This is a genomic window from Streptomyces sp. NPDC097617 (assembly GCF_044761485.1).
Lineage (GTDB): Bacteria > Actinomycetota > Actinomycetes > Streptomycetales > Streptomycetaceae > Streptomyces.
Genome location: NZ_JBIWCL010000025.1, coordinates 1 through 16585, shown reverse-complemented (window position 1 = coordinate 16585; position 16585 = coordinate 1). Strand labels below are relative to the sequence as shown.

Sequence of the window (16585 nt, the reverse complement as noted above, 5' to 3'; positions counted from 1 at the left end):
CGGGTCGGGCGCGGCACCGGGCGCGTACTCATCGTGTGGGCACGTTCATTCAGCCGTGTGATCCGCTGACGGGCGCCGGGGCCTTCGCCCTGGTGATGAGCAGGTCGAGCAGCGCGATCAGCGACGCGCGGACGTCCGTACGGGAGCGGGCGTCGAGCATGAGGACGGGCGTGTTCGGGTCGCGCAGGTGCAGCGCGGCCGCGATCTCCTCGGCGGTGTAGGGCTGTTCGCCGTGGAAGCAGTTCGCGCCGACCACGAAGGGCAGTCCGCGGCTCTCGAAGAAGTCCACGGCCGGGAAGCTGCGGTCCAGGCGCCCGGTGTCGACCAGCACGATCGCCCCGAGCGCCCCGTTCAGCAGGTCGTCCCACATGAACCAGAAGCGCTCCTGGCCGGGGGTGCCGAACAGGTAGAGGACGACCCCGGCGTCGGTGAGGGTGAGTCGGCCGAAGTCCATCGCCACGGTGGTCACCGTCTTGGACTCGATGCCGTCGAGGTCGTCGACGCCGACCCCGGCGGCCGTCAGCCGCTCCTCCGTACGCAGCGGCTCGATCTCGGAGATCGTCTCGACCAGGGTGGTCTTCCCGACCCCGAACCCGCCGGCGACGAGGATCTTGACCGGGGCCGGTTCCCGGTGGGCGGTCGCGGTCGTGTCATATCCGGGCAAGGCTGTCCCTGATTCTCATGAGCAGGTGCATGTCGGTGGTCTCGGCGGCCGCCAGGGGGGGCCGGTGGTGGATCAGCCCGCGGTCGGCGAGTTCACCGAGGAGCAGTGTCATCGGGGTGAGGCGGATGTTCATCCGCGCCGCGATCTCGGCGACCGCCCGCCCGCCGGGCGGCGCGCACATGGCGAGGATCTCCTGCCACTCGGTGGGCAGGCCGCCGTCCACGTCCGCGCCGGTCGCCGCCGTGATCGTGGTGTCCATGGTGAGGACGCTGTCCTCGGCGGCCGTACGCCCGTCGGTCAGGGCGTACAGCCGCGTCCGGCGGCGGCCGGCGGGCGGTGGCTGTGGCTCGTCCTGCGACATTACGCGGACGGCTGGCCGCGCTCGGGAGTGCCCAACCACTCGCCGAGCGCCTGCGCGGTCCGTACGGCCTCGCCGCCCAGCTCCCCGAGCCGCGCCTTGCGGGAGGTCACCACGATGAGCGTGCTGCCCTCGCCGCATCCGACGATGCACAGGTACCGGTCGTCCATCTCGACCAGCTGGCGGATGACGCGACCGCCGTCGACGTCCCGGGATATCGCCTTCATCGTGGACGCGATGCCGGAGGCCGCGGCCGCCATGCGCTCGGCCTGGGGCTCGTCCAGCAGGTAGGCGCTGAGCTTGATGCCGTCGTTGGACAGGAGCACCGCTCCCTGGACGCCGGCGATCCTGCTCAGGTTGTTGTCGAGGACGCTGTAGATCGCGTCGTTGGCTGCCGCAGTGTTCGGTGAGGTGGTCATGGCTGATCCCGTCGGAGCTCTTCTTCCACTGTCTGGGTCCCCTGTTCGTAGTCCGCCCAGGCATCGGCCACCTCTTCGGGTGTCGCGTTGTCGGGCCGGACCACGGTCTCCTGCGCGCGGGGCTCGCGCAGCTGCTCTGCGATGTGGGTCTGCGGGACGCGCTCCGGAAGGACCGGGCGGGCAGGGCGGGCCGCGAGCGCGGGTACGGGGACCAGCGCGGGCACGGGTACGGGTGCGGGCACCGGCACGGCCGCGGGTGCCTTCGTACGGCGGCTCGGCAGCCCGGCGCTCGTACGCACGACCGGCTCGGGCTCGGGTGCCGGCTCGGGCTCGGGCGCCGGCTCGGGCGCCGGCTCGGGCGCCGGCTCGGGCGCCGCGGGCAGGGCCGGCACGAGGGCGGCCGCCGGGAGCAGCTCCAGGGCCGGGGCCGCGGCCCGCAACTCCCGTTGCGGCGCGGGCGCGGGAGCGCGCACGGCCTGCGTGTCGGTCGCCACCAGCAGCTCCTGGGGCAGGATCACCACCGCCGAGGTGCCTCCGTACACCGAGCGGCGCAGGGTGACCGTCGCCCGGAGCTGCTCGGCGAGGTGCCCGACCACGAAGAGCCCGAGCCGGTGGGCGTTCTGCGCCAGGACGGAGTACGGCGGGGCCTCGTGCAGGCGCCCGTTCATCTCCTCGTAGCGCTCCGGGCTCACGCGCGGCCCGCGGTCCTCGATCTCGACGGACAGCCCGTCCGTCACCACCTCGGCGCGGATGATCACCTTGGACCGAGGCGGGGAGAAGCGGGTGGCGTTGTCCAGCAGCTCCGCGAGCAGGTGGCTGATCCGGCTGATCGCGCTCGGTTCCACACTGGTCTCGTCCAGGGCCTGGCGCTCGATGCGCCGGAAGTCCTCGACCTCCGCGGCCGCTTCGCGCAGCAGGTCGGCGACGCGCATGGGCTCGGTGTGCGGGTCGGGGACCTCGCCGCCCGCCAGGATCAGGAGGTTCTCGATCTGGCGCCGCATGCCGACCGTCAGCTGGTCGGCCCGCATCAGCTCCGCGAGGAGCGCCTCGTCGTGGCCGAAGGTGTCCTGGAGGTCCTCGGTCAGGCTCAGCTGGCGGCTGACCAGGTTTCCGGTGCGCGAGGCGATACCGGAGGCGAAGAGGCCGAATCCGTGGCGCTCGGCGGCGAGCCGGCGGTGTCCGTCGACGGACACGGCGACGGCCCGGGCGAAGGCGTCGCTGATGCGTCCGACCTCGTCCCGGTCCCCGCTCACGGCCGGCAGGGCCTCGGGGTCCACGGTCTGTCCGCGCTGGAGCCGGGCGACGACGCCGGGAAGGGTCTCCTCGGCGACGGTCACCGTCCGTTCGTGCAGGTCGCGCAGACGGCGGAGCACCGACCGGGTGGTGAACACGACCACGACCACGACGGCCAGCAGCCCGCCGGCGCTGCCCCCGATCAGCCAGGCGACCTCGGTCTGGAGCTCCGCGGCCTTGGCCTCGCCGCGGGCGAGCACCGAACGCGCCAGGTCGATGTTGAGCGTGGTCATCTGGACCGAGAAGTTGGCGTGCGCGGAGGGCCAGCCACCGATCTCGGCGGGCAGCTTGATGCCCGAGACGATGTCCTTGTGCCCGGAGAGGACCGCGCTCTCGATGCGGGTCTTGGTCTGCCAGTCCGCGGAGCCCACGACCCGCTCGTAGAACCGCTGGTCACGCGCCGTGAGGTGCGGCACGATCAACGCCTCGTGCAGGTACCGCTGGGCGCCGAGGGCGCTGACGAACTGGTCGTAGCCGGCGAAGGTCAGCTCCCCGGACGGTCCGGCCAGGGCCAGGACGGTGTCCTCGCGCGCCACCATCTCGGTGGCCTGGAGCATCGACACCACGGGCCGGCTCGCCTGGGCGAGTTCGGCGTCCTCGGCGTGGCTGAACTCCTGCTGGTAGACCTGGATGACCTTGCCGATCACCTCGGAGTAGTAGGCCAGCGTGCTGTCGGCGGTGCCGCTGCGGGCGTCCGCCCGCAGGCGGTATTCGGGGAGCTTCTCGAGCTGCCGGGTCACTTCCCCGAACGACCGCGACGGATCGACCGCCAGGCGGCGGAACTCGGCCGAGGCCAGGTCCGTGGCCTCGCGCCGGGCGCGCAGTTCGCCCTCGGACCCGCCGGTGCCCGCCCAGCGTCCGGCGGTCGCCGTCCGCTCGGCCTGCATGTCGACCATGAGCGTGTAGAGCGGGGCGCCGATCTGCTCGGCGGCCGCCACGTCGGACCGCAGCTGCTCCGACTGGGCCAGCAACCGCTCTGCGGTCAGCGCCACTTGGGTGCCCATCGCGACGGTGGGGACCACGGCCAGCCAGATGAGCAGGGTGCGCAGGCGCACGGTGCGCCGCCGACGGGGCGTCGACTGCCGTCGTATGCCTTCGGGTTCTATGGGAGACATCGGTCCTCGCGAGCGGGGGACGGCGGGAGGCCGATCATAACCAGACATGGCGGAGTTTCGGATAGGTGTTCACCGAGGCCGAAGCGTGCTAGTTGCGGTAAATCACCGCAGGCCAGAGATCGGATCGGAATCGAACCGCGACGTACTCGACACCATTGCCGACCCGTCACGTTCCGGCCGCCCGGCCGCCGGTGGAGGTCACGGGGGTCCGGCGGCCCTTCCTCCCGGGGGAGTTCGCCGCGCCGGGGGGCCCGCGCCGCGAGGCCGTTCGCGTCCGCTACCGAACTCCCGGCCGCGACAGGGGGCGTTACCACCGGTTCGGAGAGGGCGGCGTCGGCCCGGTCCGGCCGGCGGCGGGCGGGGGCCGACAGCAGCCCACTGCCGGAACGCAGGCCCGACGAGCCGCTCCGCTCCCCGCACGGACGCCGCGACCGTCCGGGGCGGCACCCGATCCGCACGTACGGGGCCGGGCATCCGGTTCGCTACCGTGAAGCCGACCGCGTTCGAGGTCTGCGACGACGGCGACTGCGACGCATGGGCCCGCCCGCGCCCGGACCGAGCGGCCCGCCCGGAGCGTGCCCGGCGCGCTCGAACCGGCGCGGACCAGGGTGTACCGGGAGCAGGTGCGGGCCCGCGGACGCGACAGGGCGGCCGCCACCGAACCCGGTGGCGGCCGCCCTGTCCTGCGTGCGGCGCGTCAGCCCTCCGTGGGGGTCAGGCGCAGGGAGATGCTGTTGATGCAGTACCGCTGGTCCGTCGGGGTCGGATAACCCTCACCCTCGAACACGTGCCCGAGGTGGGATCCGCACGTCGCGCAGCGGACCTCCGTACGGACCATGCCGTGCGCGGTGTCCGCGATCAGCTCGACCGCGTCGGTGTCCTTCGGGTCGAAGAAGGACGGCCAGCCGCAGTGCGACTCGAACTTCTCCGACGAGCGGAACAGCTCGGACCCGCAGCCGCGGCAGGAGTAGACGCCCTCCGCCTTGGTGTCCGTGTACTCACCGCGGAAGGCCGGTTCGGTGCCCGCCAGACGCAGTACCTGATACTCGGACGGGGTCAGCTCCGCCTGCCACTGCTCGTCCGTCTTCTCGACCTCGTACGACATGACTCTCCCGCTCCCTCTTACCTCAGCTCGACAGCCGGGCGAGGATCGCCGGACCGAGGTCCGTGACGTCGCCCGCGCCCATGGTGAGAACGAGATCACCGGGCTTGGCCATTCCCGCGATGGCGTCCGCGACGGCCGCCTTGTCGTGCTCGGCGGTGACGTCGGCGCCCGCCGAGCGGGCCGCCGCGATGATGACCTCGCTGGTCACGCCGGGGATCGGGTCCTCGCGGGCCGGGTAGATGTCCAGGACCAGGGAGGCGTCGGCGAGGGCCAGCGACCGGCCCATCTCCTTGCCCAGCTCCTGGGTGCGGGAGAAGAGGTGGGGCTGGAAGACGACCAGGATCCGGGAGTCCCCGGCGGCTCCGCGGATGGCCTCCAGGTCGGCGGTCATCTCGGTGGGGTGGTGCGCGTAGGAGTCGATGACCTGGACGCCGGCGGCCTCGCCCTTGAGCTGGAGGCGGCGCTTGACGCCGGTGTACTTGCCGAGCGCGCTCGCCAGGTTGTGCGCCGGGATGCCGAGGGCCACGCCCGCGGCGAGGGCCGCGACGGCGTTGTGCGCGTAGTGGCGGCCGGGGACCGAGACGGTGAAGGTGAGCATCCGGCCGTCCAGGACCACGGTGACCTCGCTGGTCAGACCGCGGGGGGTGATCTTGGTGATCCGGACGTCGGCGCCCTCCTCCTCGCCGTACGTGACGACGGTGAGGCCCTCCTGGCCGGCGACCCGGCGGGCGATCTCGGCGGCGCCCTCCTGGCCGTGGGCGACGACGAGGGTGCCGCCGGGCACGACCTTGCCGACGAAGGTCTCGAAGGACTCGTAGATCTCTTCGATGGACGCATAGTTCGCGTGGTGGTCGAGCTCCGCGTTCAGGATGATCGCGACCTGCGGGGTGTACTTGTGGAAGCTGCGGTCGCTCTCGTCCGCCTCGGCGACGAAGATGTCGCCCTCGCCGTGGTGGGCGTTGGAGCCGGGGGCGTCCAGGTCGCCGCCGATGGCGTAGGAGGGGTCCAGGCCCAGGGCCGAGAGGGAGACCGCCAGCATCGAGGTGGTGGTGGTCTTGCCGTGCGTGCCGGCGACGGCGATCGGGCGCAGCCCGTCCATCAGGGCGGCGAGGGCGTCGGAGCGGTGCACGACGGGGATGCCGAGCTCGGCGGCGCGGGCCAGCTCGGGGTTGTCGGCGCGGATGGCGCTGGAGACGACCACGCAGGTGGAGTCGGCGGCGAGGTTCCCGGCGGCGTGTCCGCCGTGCACGGTGGCGCCGTGGGCGCGCAGGGCCTCGGCGGTATCGGAGTCGCCGCGGCTGTCGCTGCCCGCGACCTGCGCTCCCCGCTGGGCCAGGATCTTCGCGATGCCGGACATGCCGGCGCCGCCGATGCCGATGAAGTGGGGCCGTTCCATGGCGGTCGGCAGGCCGGGCTTCATTCAGGTCGCTCCAGGATCGTATTGCTTGCGGGTGCGCGTGGGGCTCTGACTGGCCCCAAGCCTATTCGTTGTGGGCGAAGAGCTTGAGCACGGGAACGCCGACCTTGTGTCGGGCGCGGGAGGCCCAGTCCCGGTGGAAGAACTCCTCCACGAAGTGCGGGGCGGTCAGGACGATCACCTCGTCGGCGCCGTGCTCCTCCACGACGGACTTCAGTCTGTCGAGCGGGTGGTCCTCGACGAGCTGCCCGACAGCCTTGGCGCCCTTGGCGCGCAGCGCGTTCAGGGAGTGCGCGAGGGCGTGCGCGGCCGGGGCGAGGGCGGCCTCGCCCTCGGGTTCGTCACCCTCGCGGACGGCCTCGGGGAGCTCGCCGAGCGCTACGTCGTCGATGGCGCGCAGCAGTCGGTCCTGGTCGCCCCGGGGCTGCATGAGGACGATGAAGGAGACCGCGTCGTCCCCGTGCAGGGTGGTGACGAAATCCACGTCCACCGCGGTCAGCGGCTGCTCGATCATCAAAACGCTCGTGAACACGGACGCCCTCTCCTTCATGGGCCGAGGCCGGCCGGCCGACCCCTGCGGAAACCATCCTGCCCCGCTGTCGCACGGGGCCCTGCGCAGACATACCTGCCCAGTTATGTGCCCGGCGGAAGCAAAGCGGAACGACAAATTCCGCGCCTTGTCAGATCCGACGGTAGCTCGTGAAGAGGAACCCGGCCTCTTCCAGTACGCACGCGGGCGCGAGCCGGTGCGGAACCGTGACGGAGGGGCCTGCGGCGATCCGCTGGGCGCCCCCCGCCACGAGCATCGGGGAGATCGTCAGGCACAGCTCGTCCAGCGCGTCGGCGGCCACGAACTGGCCCAGCAGCCGGGGCCCGCCCTCGGTGAGCTGGCGGCGCAGCCCGCGCGCGGCCAGCTCCCGTACCGCCCGGGCGGTGTCCACGCCCGTGCCCTCGCCGGCCACCACGACCTCGACCCCGGCCGAGACCGCCTCGGCCACCCGGTCGGCGGGCGCCGCGGCGCCGGTGACCACCAGGGTCGCCGCCAGCGGGGAGGTGAACAGGGGCAGCGAGAAGTCCAGGTCCAGGCTCGCGGTGACCACGGCGATGGCGGGGGCCGGGCCCTGTCCGGCGGCGGCGCGGCGGGCGGCGAAGGCCTCCCGGGCCCGGGCGGGGCGGTAGCCCTCCTGGCGAACCGTTTCCGCGCCGACGACCACCACATCGGCCAGCGCCCGCAGGGTGCCGAAGATCCGCATGTCGGTGTCACCGGAGATGGGCTGCGAGCGGCCGTCGTGCTGGGCGGCCCCGTCCAGGGTGGAGACCATGTTCGCCCGGAGCCAGTGGCCGTCCGCCTCCAGCGCGGGGTACGCGTAGGCCTCCGCGAGCTCGTCGAGCGACCACTCCCGGTCGGCCGCGTCGGCCGCGTCCCGGGGCGAGGCTGATGTCTGATCGGTCACAGGGAACAGGCGTCGCATCGGTGCAGTGTGCCACGCCCCGTAGAGTTAAGAGCTGTGTCAACATCTCTCTCCACCTCCGGTTACACCTCCGGCCGACCCCCCATAGCCGACGCGGGCCCCCAGGCCCTGTGCGCGCGAGAGCCCCGGGTCCCCGCCGAGCGGCTGGTGGCCGAGATGGTGCCGCCGCCGCGGTTCGACTCGGTGCGCTTCGACACGTACAACCCGGACCCGACCCAGCCGAGCCAGTCCGAGGCCGTCACCGTGCTGAGCGGCTTCGCGGCCGGTCTGGGCGGGGCGCACGCCAGTGGCGCCGGCAAGAAGCGCTGGTTCTCGAAGAAGCCGACCGCCCCCACCGGCCCGCGCGGGGTCTACCTCGACGGCGGCTACGGCGTCGGCAAGACCCACCTGCTCGCCTCGCTGTGGCACGCCACGCCGGCGGAGCCCGCGCTCAAGGCCTTCGGCACCTTCGTGGAGCTGACCAACCTGGTCGGCGCGCTCGGCTTCCAGCAGACCGTGCAGACCCTGGGCGGGCACCGGCTGCTGTGCATCGACGAGTTCGAGCTGGACGACCCGGGCGACACCGTCCTGGTGTCCTCCCTGCTCAGGCGCCTCGTGGAGCAGGGCGTGGCGCTCGCCGCCACCTCCAACACGCTGCCCGGCAAGCTCGGCGAGGGCCGCTTCGCCGCCGCCGACTTCCTGCGCGAGATCCAGGGGCTGTCGGCGCACTTCCGGCCGCTGCGGATCGATGGCCAGGACTACCGCCACCGCGGTCTGCCCGAGGCCCCGGCGCCCTTCTCGGACGAGCAGGTCACCAAGGCGGCGTACGCGACCGAGGGCGCGAGCCTGGACGACTTCCCCGGCCTGCTCGTGCACCTGGCCAGGGTGCACCCGAGCCGCTACGGCGCGCTGACCGACGGCCTCACGGCCGTCTGCCTGACCGGGGTCGGCCCGGTGCCGGACCAGTCGACGGCGCTGCGCCTGGTGGTACTGGCCGACCGGCTGTACGACCGCGAGGTCCCGGTCCTGGCCTCCGGTGTCCCCTTCGACAAGCTGTTCAGTGAGGAAATGATGAACGGCGGCTATCGGAAGAAGTACTTCCGCGCCATATCGCGGCTCACCGCCCTGGCGCGCGACGCGAAGCCCCTGGTCTCCCAGTAGGTTTGGGAACGCCGGGGACCTTCGGGACTCCGGCCTTCCCGCTTCTACGAAGGGATCCACCATGGCCGCCACACGCAACGCACACGCCGTCTGGGAAGGCGACCTGTTCGAGGGCAAGGGCGTCGTCACCCTCGACTCGTCCGGCCTCGGCAGCTACCCGGTCTCCTGGCCCGCGCGCACCGACGAGGCGGCGAACGGGCGGACCAGCCCGGAGGAGCTCATCGCCGCCGCGCACTCCAGCTGCTTCAACATGGCCTTCTCGAACGTCCTGGCGAAGGCGGGCAACCCGCCGGCCAAGCTGACCACTTCGGCCGCCGTCACCTTCGTGCCCGGCAAGGGCATCACCGGCATCCACCTCACCACCGAGGGCGAGGTGTCGGGCCTGGACGCCGACGCGTTCACCGCCGCGGCCGAGGACGCCAAGGCGAACTGCCCGGTCAGCCAGGCGCTGACGGGCACCACGATCACGCTGAGCGCCAAGCTCGTCTGATCCGCGCCGCGACGGGGACGGGGGGCGCGGGCCGCGTGTGCGGCCCGCGCCCCCGTCCCCGTCGCCGTCCCCGCCCGCGTCAGGCGGTCGCCAGCTGCGGGATCAGGCGCATCGCGTTGCCGTGGTAGATCCCCTGCAGCTGCTCCGGGGTGAACGCCGGGTCCGCCTCGAGGGCGGGGAGCGCCAGGTCCATCACGGTGTCGGCGGGGGCGGCGGGCCAGTCCGTGCCGAAGAGGATGTGGTCGGCCGGTACGTGCTCCAGCAGGGTCGCGGCGGGCGCCATGGGGCCTGCCGTGTCGTAGTAGAAGCGACTGAGGTGGTCGCGGACGGCGGCGGGTTCGACGGGCGGTTCGCAGAACCGCCCGAGGGCCTGGAGCCGCGTCGCGATGTACGGCAGGAAGCCGCCGGCGTGCGGCAGGACGACGGAGATGTCCGGGAAGCGGTCCAGCGTCTTCCTGCTGATCATGTTCACGGCGGCCCGTGTGGTGTCCAGCAGGAAGTCGCACATGAAGTTCGGGATGCCCGGCACCGTCGACGCACCGGGCGCACCGGGCGCACCCTTCGCACCGGGGCCGCCAGGGCCCGTGGCGCCTCCGGGCGGGCCGTCGGGCAGGTTGTGCGGGTGGGTGTCCACCACCGCGGAGTATTCGTTCAGCTCGTGGAACAGCCGGTCGTAGGCGGGATCCCCGAGGTAGACGCCCCCGTAGTTGGCCGTCACGTTCACGCCGACGGCGCCGAGCTGCCCGAGCCCGCGGCGTACCGCCCAGGAGGAGGCCTGCGGGTCGTCGAGGAACAGCGGCACGTAGTAGGAGAACCGCCCGGGATGCGACTGCGCCACCTCGATCATCGACTGCAGCGTGATGTTGATGGCTTCGCGCAGCTGCGCCGACGACCGGTAGCGGGCCGGCAGCATCGGCTTGAGGACGGCGGTCGTGATGCCCGCGCCGTCCATGAAGCGGATCGCCGCCTCCGTGTCGAGCCGGGTCCACGGGGGCAGCCGCTCCGGCTTGATCAGTCCGTGGTGCGCGGCCCAGTCGCGCCACTGCGGCGCGCAGAAGTGGTGATGCATGTCGATCTTCGAATGGACCGCGCCGGCCGCGTTGTGCGCGCCGGGTACGGAGGACCCGTGCGCGACGCGGATGACCTCGCTGGTGCCGACCGCGGCGATGCGCAGTTCGTCCGCCGGTGTGCCGAGGAGGCGTAGCGCGGAAGTACTCACGGAATCCGTCATGCCGATCCACCGTCCATCGGGTCTGGGTTACTTTCCGGAGGCCACGGAGGCCACGGAGGCCAGGGACGCCTCGTCCGGGCCCCCGTCGGGGCGCGCCGGGTCCAGGACGAGCCGGAGGTGTTCGAGGCCGCGGAACGCCGGCACCGGCCCCTTGAGCCACGCCCTCCCGGTCTCCTGCGCGTCCGCCGGCTCCATGTCCGGGAACTCCCGCAGCAGGGCGGCGAGCGCGATCTCCAGTTCGAGCCGCGCCAGGGGAGCCCCCAGGCAGTAGTGGGTTCCGTGCCCGAAGCCCAGGTGCGTCCCCTGGAGGCCCTCGCGCGTCACGTCCAGTTCGTCGGGGAAGTCGAATTTCTCGGGGTCCCGGTTGGCCGAGGAGATCGCGATCTGCACGAGGGAGCCCTCGGGGATCCGCGTGCCCCGGATCTCGGCGTCCTGCACCGCGTACCGGAAGGTCGACGTCTCCACCGAGCCCTCGAAGCGCAGCATCTCCTCGACCGCCCGCGGGATGAGCGCGGGGTCCTTGCGCAGCAGTGCCGCCTGATCGGGGCGGCGCAGCAGGTTGAGGACGGAATTGCCGATCTGGTACGCGGTGGTCTTGTGGCCGGCGAAGAACAGCACCCACAGCGACGCGACCAGTTCGGGATCCTCCAGCTGCTCCTCGCCTTGGAGGAGGTCGCTGAGGAAGGAGTCCGACGGGTGTGCGCGTGTGTCCGAGATGAGCCGTTCCAGCCGGTGCTGCAGGCGCTCCTCGGCCGCCTTCAGCTCCGCCCGCCGGCTGGGGTCGAACCGGGAGCGGGTCACCACCGCGAACTGCTCCAGGATCTCCGGGCGGTCCTCCTGCGGGATGCCCATCAGTTCGCACAGGACCGCGATGGGCAGCGGGAACGCGAACGAGGTCATCAGGTCGACCGTGCCGGCCCTGCGGCACTCGGCGAGGATGTCCTCGGCGATCTCGGTGATCCGGGGGCGCATCCGCTCCACCCGCCGGGGGGTGAAGGCGCTGCGCAGGATGCGCCGCAGGCGCGTGTGCCGGGGCGGGTCCGAGAAGAGCACGTTGTCGTCGAGCGCGTCGAAGAAGCTGCCGTACACGGCGTGGTAGGTGTCGATGGCGCCGTGCATGTTCTTGCTGAACCGGGGGTCCGACAGCGCGTCGCGGGCGTCGTCGTGACGGGTGATGAGGTACGTGTCGATCCCGTGGGGCGGGGTCAGCCGGACCACCGGGGCCTGCTCGCGCAGGACGGCGTACATCGGGTGGGGGCACTGCCGGTACTCCGGCGCGCCCCTGGACACGGCCGACACGATCTCCTGCAGCTCTCCGCCGCCGTTCGGTGCCGCATCCTGCTGCGCCATGGTCCGCACCCTCCGTCGTGCTCGTCCTCCTGGGGACATCACCGGTTCCCCGTGCGGGTACGTCGCGAAACGGCGCCCTTCCCGTTCGAGTGAGCCGGCGGCGGCGGCGGCGGGGACCGGGTCGGGTCCGGTCGGCCGTCAGCCGATCGGCGGTCGTCCGTCCGGGCCGAGTGTGTGGCGGGCGAGGCGGCCCGGGGAAGGGCTGCTGGTGCCCCAGCCAGTCCGTCACAAGGAGCCCGCGCATGGCCCGCAGTCCCGCCCTGGCCCTCACCGCAGCCGCCTCGCTCACCCTGGCGGCCCTCGCCGCTCCCGGCGCCCCGCCCGCCGCCGCGGACCCGGGCTCCGGCCGGGTCCTGGGCGGCCGGGCCCTGGGGGGAGACCGGGCGCTGGGAGACCGGGCCCTGGGAGACCGGGCGCTGGTCTACGCGGCGACCGCAAGGTTCCAGGTCCACGCCAACGCGGTGGCGGCGGGCTACAAGCCCGACCAGTACTGCGTCGTCGACAAGGCGGGGTCGGGCGCGCTCGGTTACCCGCACTTCAATCACAAGTACGACAACTCCGTCGACCCGGCGAAGCCCGCCGCGCTGTTCTACGAGGACGACGGGCGCGGCGGCAAGCGACTCGTCGCGGTCCAGTGGCTGGTCTACGACCGCGACCAGAAGGTGGCGACGGACGACGACCGCCCCACGATGTTCGCCACCGCCTTCAAGGGCCCCAAGCCCGGCAACTTCTCCGGTCAGCCGGTGCACTACGCCCTGCACATGTGGCTCTGGAAGAAGAATCCCGGCGGCCTCTTCGAGACCTTCAACAAGGCGGTGACCTGCCTCCCGGGCACCACCCGCCCCAAGCCGGCCGCTTGATGGCGCCCGTGCGGCCACCGGTGCCCGTCACCCGGCGCAGCCTGCTCGCCGCGGGCACGATCGCCTTCAGCGGGGCGCTCGGCGCCCTGTTCGCCGGTGGCGACGCGCGCGCCGCCCTCGCCACCCGCTCGCCCCTGGCCCCCCGGACCGACCGCGGCTACGGACCGCTGGTGGCCGATCCGCGCGGACTGCTCGACCTGCCCGCGGGGTTCACCTACCGGGTGCTCTCCCGGTCCGGCGGGCAACTGCGCTCCGGTGAGGGGGCCGTGCCCGCCAACTGCGACGGCATGGCCGCATTCGACGCGGGCGGCGGCCGCGTGCGGCTGGTCCGCAACCACGAGAACCGCACCACCGCGGCCCTGCGCGTGCCCGCCGTCCCGCCGCTGACCTACGACCCCGAGGCCCTCGGCGGCTGCACGGCCCTGGAACTCGACGCGGCCGGGCGGGTCACGGGCGAGCGGGTCGCCCTCGCCGGCACCGCCGTCAACTGCGCGGGCGGCCGGACCCCCTGGAACACCTGGCTGAGCTGCGAGGAGACCGAGGACCGCGCGGGCACCTCCGGCTACACCCGGGACCACGGCTACGTCTTCGAGGTGGACCCCGCCGACCCGTACCGCTCGGGCGCGGTCCCGCTCACCGCGATGGGCCGCTTCGCGCACGAGGCCGTCGCCGTGGACCCGTACCGCGGGGTGGTCTACGAGACCGAGGACGCCTTCGTGCGGCCCTTCGGGCTCTTCTACCGGTTCCTGCCAAAGCGGCCGCTCGGCGGGCTCGGCTCGCTGCGGGCGGGGGGCCGGCTGGAGGCCATGCGGGTACCGGGGCTGGCCGACCTGGCGCTGGTGGACGAACCCGGCGCGCGCTTCCCGGTGGAGTGGGTGCCCGTACCGGACCCCTCGGCGGCGGGCACGCCGATCCGGCTCCAGGACTTCGGGCCGGGCGGGATCACCCACGCGCAGAAGCTGGAGGGCTGCTACTGGGGCGACGGCGGGGTGCACTTCGTCTCCAGCTTCGCCCGCAGCGCCGAGGGCGCGGCCGCCGACCACCACGGGCAGGTGTGGTTCTACGATCCGCGGCGCGCGCTGCTGCGGCTGGACGTGGTGTTCGGCCCGGCCGCCGACATCGCGCTGCCCGGGGACTCCCCCGACAACATCTGTCTGGCCCCGGACGGCGGACTGATGGTCTGCGAGGACGGCGGCGGGGCGCAGTACGTCTTCGGGGTGACGGTGGGCGGCGAGGTCTACCCGATGGCCCGCAACGCCGAGGACATCGGGCTGCCCGGGGCGCCGGAGTGGGGGGAGTTCGCCGGGGTCACCTTCTCCCCGGACGGGCGGACGATGTACGTGAACGCCTACACGCCGGGGACCACGTTCGCGGTGACGGGGCCCTGGCACTGATCTCGCGCTCCCGTTCGGCCTGCTGGAAGATCGTACGGAACCGATGGGATTGGGGTGGTCAGCGATGGCCGGGAAGCAGAACGAGAAGAAGAAGCACGACGAGAAGAAGCGGAAATCGGCGGAGCCCGAGAAGCGGGAGAAGCCCGGAAAGCCCGCGAAGGACGCCAAGGCCGAGAAGGCCGAGAAGGCCGAGAAGCGGGGGAAGCACGGCGAGCGGTCCGGGGCCGGCGACTCCGGGGCCCGGCCGCTGCGGGAGCTGCTGCGCGTGACCCCGGGCGAACGGCCGGACCTCAGCCGCCTCGACCCCTGCGCCACCCCCGGCGGCCCCACCGGCAAGGCGGCCGGGCTGGCGGCGGCGGCCCTGCTGGCAGAGCCGCTCGCCTCCCTCCAGGAGCGGCTGTACGCGGCGAGCACCGCCGGTGACCGCCGCCGGGTGCTGCTCGTCCTCCAGGGCATGGACACCAGCGGCAAGGGCGGCACCCTCAAGCACGTGATCGGCATGTTCAACCCCTCCGGCTGCCGGATCAAGGCCTTCAAGGCGCCCACCGCGGAGGAGCTGAGCCACCCCTTCCTCTGGCGCGTCAAGCAGGAGCTCCCCCGGCCGGGCGAGATCGGCATCTTCGACCGGTCCCACTACGAGGACGTGCTCATCGCCCGGGTCCGCGAGCTGGTCCCGCGCAACCGGGTGCGCGCCCGGTACGCCCAGATCAACCGGTTCGAGAAGGCCTTCGTCGACGACGGCGTGACCGTGGTGAAGGTCTTCCTCCACATCGGCTACGAGGAGCAGCGTCGGCGGCTGCTGGAGCGGCTCGACAATCCGGACAAGCACTGGAAGTTCCACCTGGGCGACATCGAGGAGCGCAGCGTGTGGCCCGCGTACCAGGAGGCGTACGAGGTGGCGCTGGAGCGCTGCTCCACGGACGCGGCGCCCTGGTACGTGATGCCCGCGGACCGCAAGTGGTACCGCAACTGGGCGATCAGCACGCTGCTGCGGGAGCACCTGGAGGACCTCGATCCGCAATATCCGAAGGGGGACTTCGACGTCGAGGCGTGCCGCAGGCTGCTGCTGGCGGGGTGAGTTCCGCCCGACCGCCTGTCGTTCATTCTTCCGATCGGATAGTCATATAGTTTGCGTACGTGACCAATTCCGTACGAAAAGTAGCTGCCGCAGCTGCCACGGCGATCCTCGGCGCCGTCCTCGCGGGATGCGGGGGCGGCGCCGGCGCGCCGGACGCCGGCCGCGAGGCCGCCCGTATGGGCACCCCCGCCGCCCCGGGCTCCGCCTCCCCCTCCGCGTCCGCCCCGGCGGCGGCCGCCGGATCGCCCGCCGCCGCCCCGCAGGCCGGTGCCTCCGCCAAGCCCCCGACCATGGCGCCGGGCCCGAACGGCCTGACCCCCGTCTTCGAACGGGCGAGGCAGCAGACGGACAAGACCGTGGCGCTGACCTTCGACGCCGACATGACCTCCGATCAGGGACCGCGCGCCGAGGGCGGCGAGCACTTCGACAACCCCGCGCTGATCTCGACCCTGCGCACCCTCAAGGTGCCCTCGACGATCTTCATGACGGGCCGCTGGGCCGAGGAGTACCCCGACCAGGCGAAGGCGATCGGCACCGACCCGAACTTCGAGATCGCGAACCACTCGTACAGCCACCACGCCTTCAAGTCCCCCTGCTACGGGCTTCCCGCGCTCGACGCCGCGGCCGCCCGAGCCGACGTGGACCGGGCCTTCGCCGCCTTCCGGCAAGCGGGCGCGGTCAACACCGTCCCGTACTTCCGCTTCCCCGGCGGCTGCTACGACGACCAGGCGCTGCGGGCTCTGTCCACGGCCGGGGTGACGGCCGTCCAGTGGGACGTGGTCAGCGGTGACGCCTTCGCCACGGACCCCGTCGCGGTGGCCGAGCAGGTGCTCGCCGGGGTGAAGCCCGGTTCGGTGGTGGTCATGCACTGCACGCGCAGCGCCGCCCCGGTCACCGAGGAGGCCGTCCAGCGGATCGTCCCGGAGCTGCGCAAGCGCGGCTACCGCTTCGTGAAGGTCTCCGAGCTGATCGGCAGGTAGGACCTAGGGCGCGTATCGGGTCGTGATCAACATGTGCGTTTTGCCTTCACGGCGCGGGCGGATCCGGTAGTCCGTAAGGCATGACACGGGCGCAACTGACGGACCTGGAATGGGAGTACGTCGAGCCGTACTTGCCGATCGGTGAGTACGGCCCGTATCCCGCACGGCTGCGGAAGCAGTTCGAGGGTGTGATCTGGAAGTTCCGCTCGGGAGCGCAGT

General features: G+C 72.5%; 16 protein-coding genes and 1 pseudogene. 7 read left to right on the top strand and 10 right to left on the bottom strand.

Translation table 11 applies throughout. From position 1 onward, the window contains the following. Positions 1 to 49 precede the first annotated feature (49 nt). The 8 genes from ACIQZO_RS31480 to ACIQZO_RS31445 form a co-directional block, all read right to left on the bottom strand. Positions 50 to 664, bottom strand: coding sequence for a GTP-binding protein (locus tag ACIQZO_RS31480; protein ID WP_403632659.1), 615 nt, complete (start codon positions 662 to 664; stop codon positions 50 to 52). Continuing rightward, the gene (locus tag ACIQZO_RS31475; protein ID WP_403632657.1) at positions 651 to 1025 is read right to left on the bottom strand and encodes a DUF742 domain-containing protein; all 375 of its coding nucleotides are present in this window, start codon (positions 1023 to 1025) and stop codon (positions 651 to 653) included. Before ACIQZO_RS31475 ends, ACIQZO_RS31480 begins: the two co-directional genes overlap by 14 nt. Further along, entirely contained in the window at positions 1025 to 1441 is a 417-nt protein-coding gene (locus tag ACIQZO_RS31470) for a roadblock/LC7 domain-containing protein (RefSeq protein ID WP_189967541.1), read from the bottom strand. The genes ACIQZO_RS31475 and ACIQZO_RS31470 overlap by 1 nt, the downstream gene beginning before the upstream one ends. Beyond that, the gene (locus ACIQZO_RS31465) at positions 1438 to 3849 is read right to left on the bottom strand and encodes a nitrate- and nitrite sensing domain-containing protein (RefSeq protein WP_403632654.1); all 2412 of its coding nucleotides are present in this window, start codon (positions 3847 to 3849) and stop codon (positions 1438 to 1440) included. Before ACIQZO_RS31465 ends, ACIQZO_RS31470 begins: the two co-directional genes overlap by 4 nt. A gap of 697 nt (positions 3850 to 4546) precedes the next feature. Next, positions 4547 to 4954 carry a peptide-methionine (R)-S-oxide reductase MsrB gene (msrB, locus tag ACIQZO_RS31460; RefSeq protein ID WP_403632651.1) on the bottom strand — a complete coding sequence of 136 codons (408 nt, stop codon included), beginning with the start codon at positions 4952 to 4954 and terminating at the stop codon, positions 4547 to 4549. Positions 4955 to 4976: 22 nt separating this feature from the next. Beyond that, positions 4977 to 6374 (bottom strand): UDP-N-acetylmuramate--L-alanine ligase, encoded by a 1398-nt coding sequence (gene murC / locus ACIQZO_RS31455; protein ID WP_403632648.1) that lies wholly within the window; start codon positions 6372 to 6374, stop codon positions 4977 to 4979. 61 nt (positions 6375 to 6435) lie between these two features. After that, complete coding sequence (locus tag ACIQZO_RS31450; protein ID WP_403632645.1) at positions 6436 to 6903, bottom strand: indole-3-glycerol phosphate synthase; 468 nt, start codon at positions 6901 to 6903, stop codon at positions 6436 to 6438. Between the two features lie 148 nt (positions 6904 to 7051). Beyond that, on the bottom strand, positions 7052 to 7843 hold the full coding sequence (locus tag ACIQZO_RS31445) for a pyrimidine reductase family protein (RefSeq protein WP_403632642.1): 792 nt from the start codon (positions 7841 to 7843) through the stop codon (positions 7052 to 7054). An 84-nt stretch (positions 7844 to 7927) separates the two neighbouring features. On the opposite strand from ACIQZO_RS31445, the gene zapE reads away from it, so the two are divergent. Continuing rightward, positions 7928 to 8983 (top strand): cell division protein ZapE, encoded by a 1056-nt coding sequence (zapE, locus tag ACIQZO_RS31440; protein WP_403632907.1) that lies wholly within the window; start codon positions 7928 to 7930, stop codon positions 8981 to 8983. Between the two features lie 61 nt (positions 8984 to 9044). After that, positions 9045 to 9473 carry an OsmC family protein gene (locus tag ACIQZO_RS31435; RefSeq protein WP_403632640.1) on the top strand — a complete coding sequence of 143 codons (429 nt, stop codon included), beginning with the start codon at positions 9045 to 9047 and terminating at the stop codon, positions 9471 to 9473. Between the two features lie 79 nt (positions 9474 to 9552). Here ACIQZO_RS31435 and ACIQZO_RS31430 read toward each other — a convergent pair whose 3' ends face one another. Together ACIQZO_RS31430 and ACIQZO_RS31425 are read right to left on the bottom strand one after the other, a co-directional pair. Then, positions 9553 to 10704 (bottom strand): amidohydrolase family protein, encoded by a 1152-nt coding sequence (locus ACIQZO_RS31430; protein WP_403632637.1) that lies wholly within the window; start codon positions 10702 to 10704, stop codon positions 9553 to 9555. Between the two features lie 27 nt (positions 10705 to 10731). Further along, positions 10732 to 12054: a cytochrome P450 gene (locus tag ACIQZO_RS31425; protein ID WP_403632634.1), complete on the bottom strand. Its 1323-nt coding sequence runs from the start codon at positions 12052 to 12054 to the stop codon at positions 10732 to 10734. A gap of 242 nt (positions 12055 to 12296) precedes the next feature. Between ACIQZO_RS31425 and ACIQZO_RS31420 the strand changes: the two genes are divergently transcribed. From ACIQZO_RS31420 to ACIQZO_RS31400, 5 genes and pseudogenes are all read left to right on the top strand, one after another. Next, complete coding sequence (locus tag ACIQZO_RS31420) at positions 12297 to 12914, top strand: hypothetical protein (protein ID WP_403632631.1); 618 nt, start codon at positions 12297 to 12299, stop codon at positions 12912 to 12914. Next, on the top strand, positions 12914 to 14308 hold the full coding sequence (locus tag ACIQZO_RS31415) for an alkaline phosphatase PhoX (protein WP_403632904.1): 1395 nt from the start codon (positions 12914 to 12916) through the stop codon (positions 14306 to 14308). Before ACIQZO_RS31420 ends, ACIQZO_RS31415 begins: the two co-directional genes overlap by 1 nt. A gap of 64 nt (positions 14309 to 14372) precedes the next feature. Continuing rightward, positions 14373 to 15386 (top strand): PPK2 family polyphosphate kinase, encoded by a 1014-nt coding sequence (locus ACIQZO_RS31410; protein ID WP_403632629.1) that lies wholly within the window; start codon positions 14373 to 14375, stop codon positions 15384 to 15386. Positions 15387 to 15445: 59 nt separating this feature from the next. Then, positions 15446 to 16366 carry a polysaccharide deacetylase family protein gene (locus ACIQZO_RS31405; RefSeq protein ID WP_403632627.1) on the top strand — a complete coding sequence of 307 codons (921 nt, stop codon included), beginning with the start codon at positions 15446 to 15448 and terminating at the stop codon, positions 16364 to 16366. Positions 16367 to 16446: 80 nt separating this feature from the next. Next, positions 16447 to 16585 (top strand): annotated as a pseudogene (locus tag ACIQZO_RS31400) (IS5/IS1182 family transposase); the annotation flags it as partial.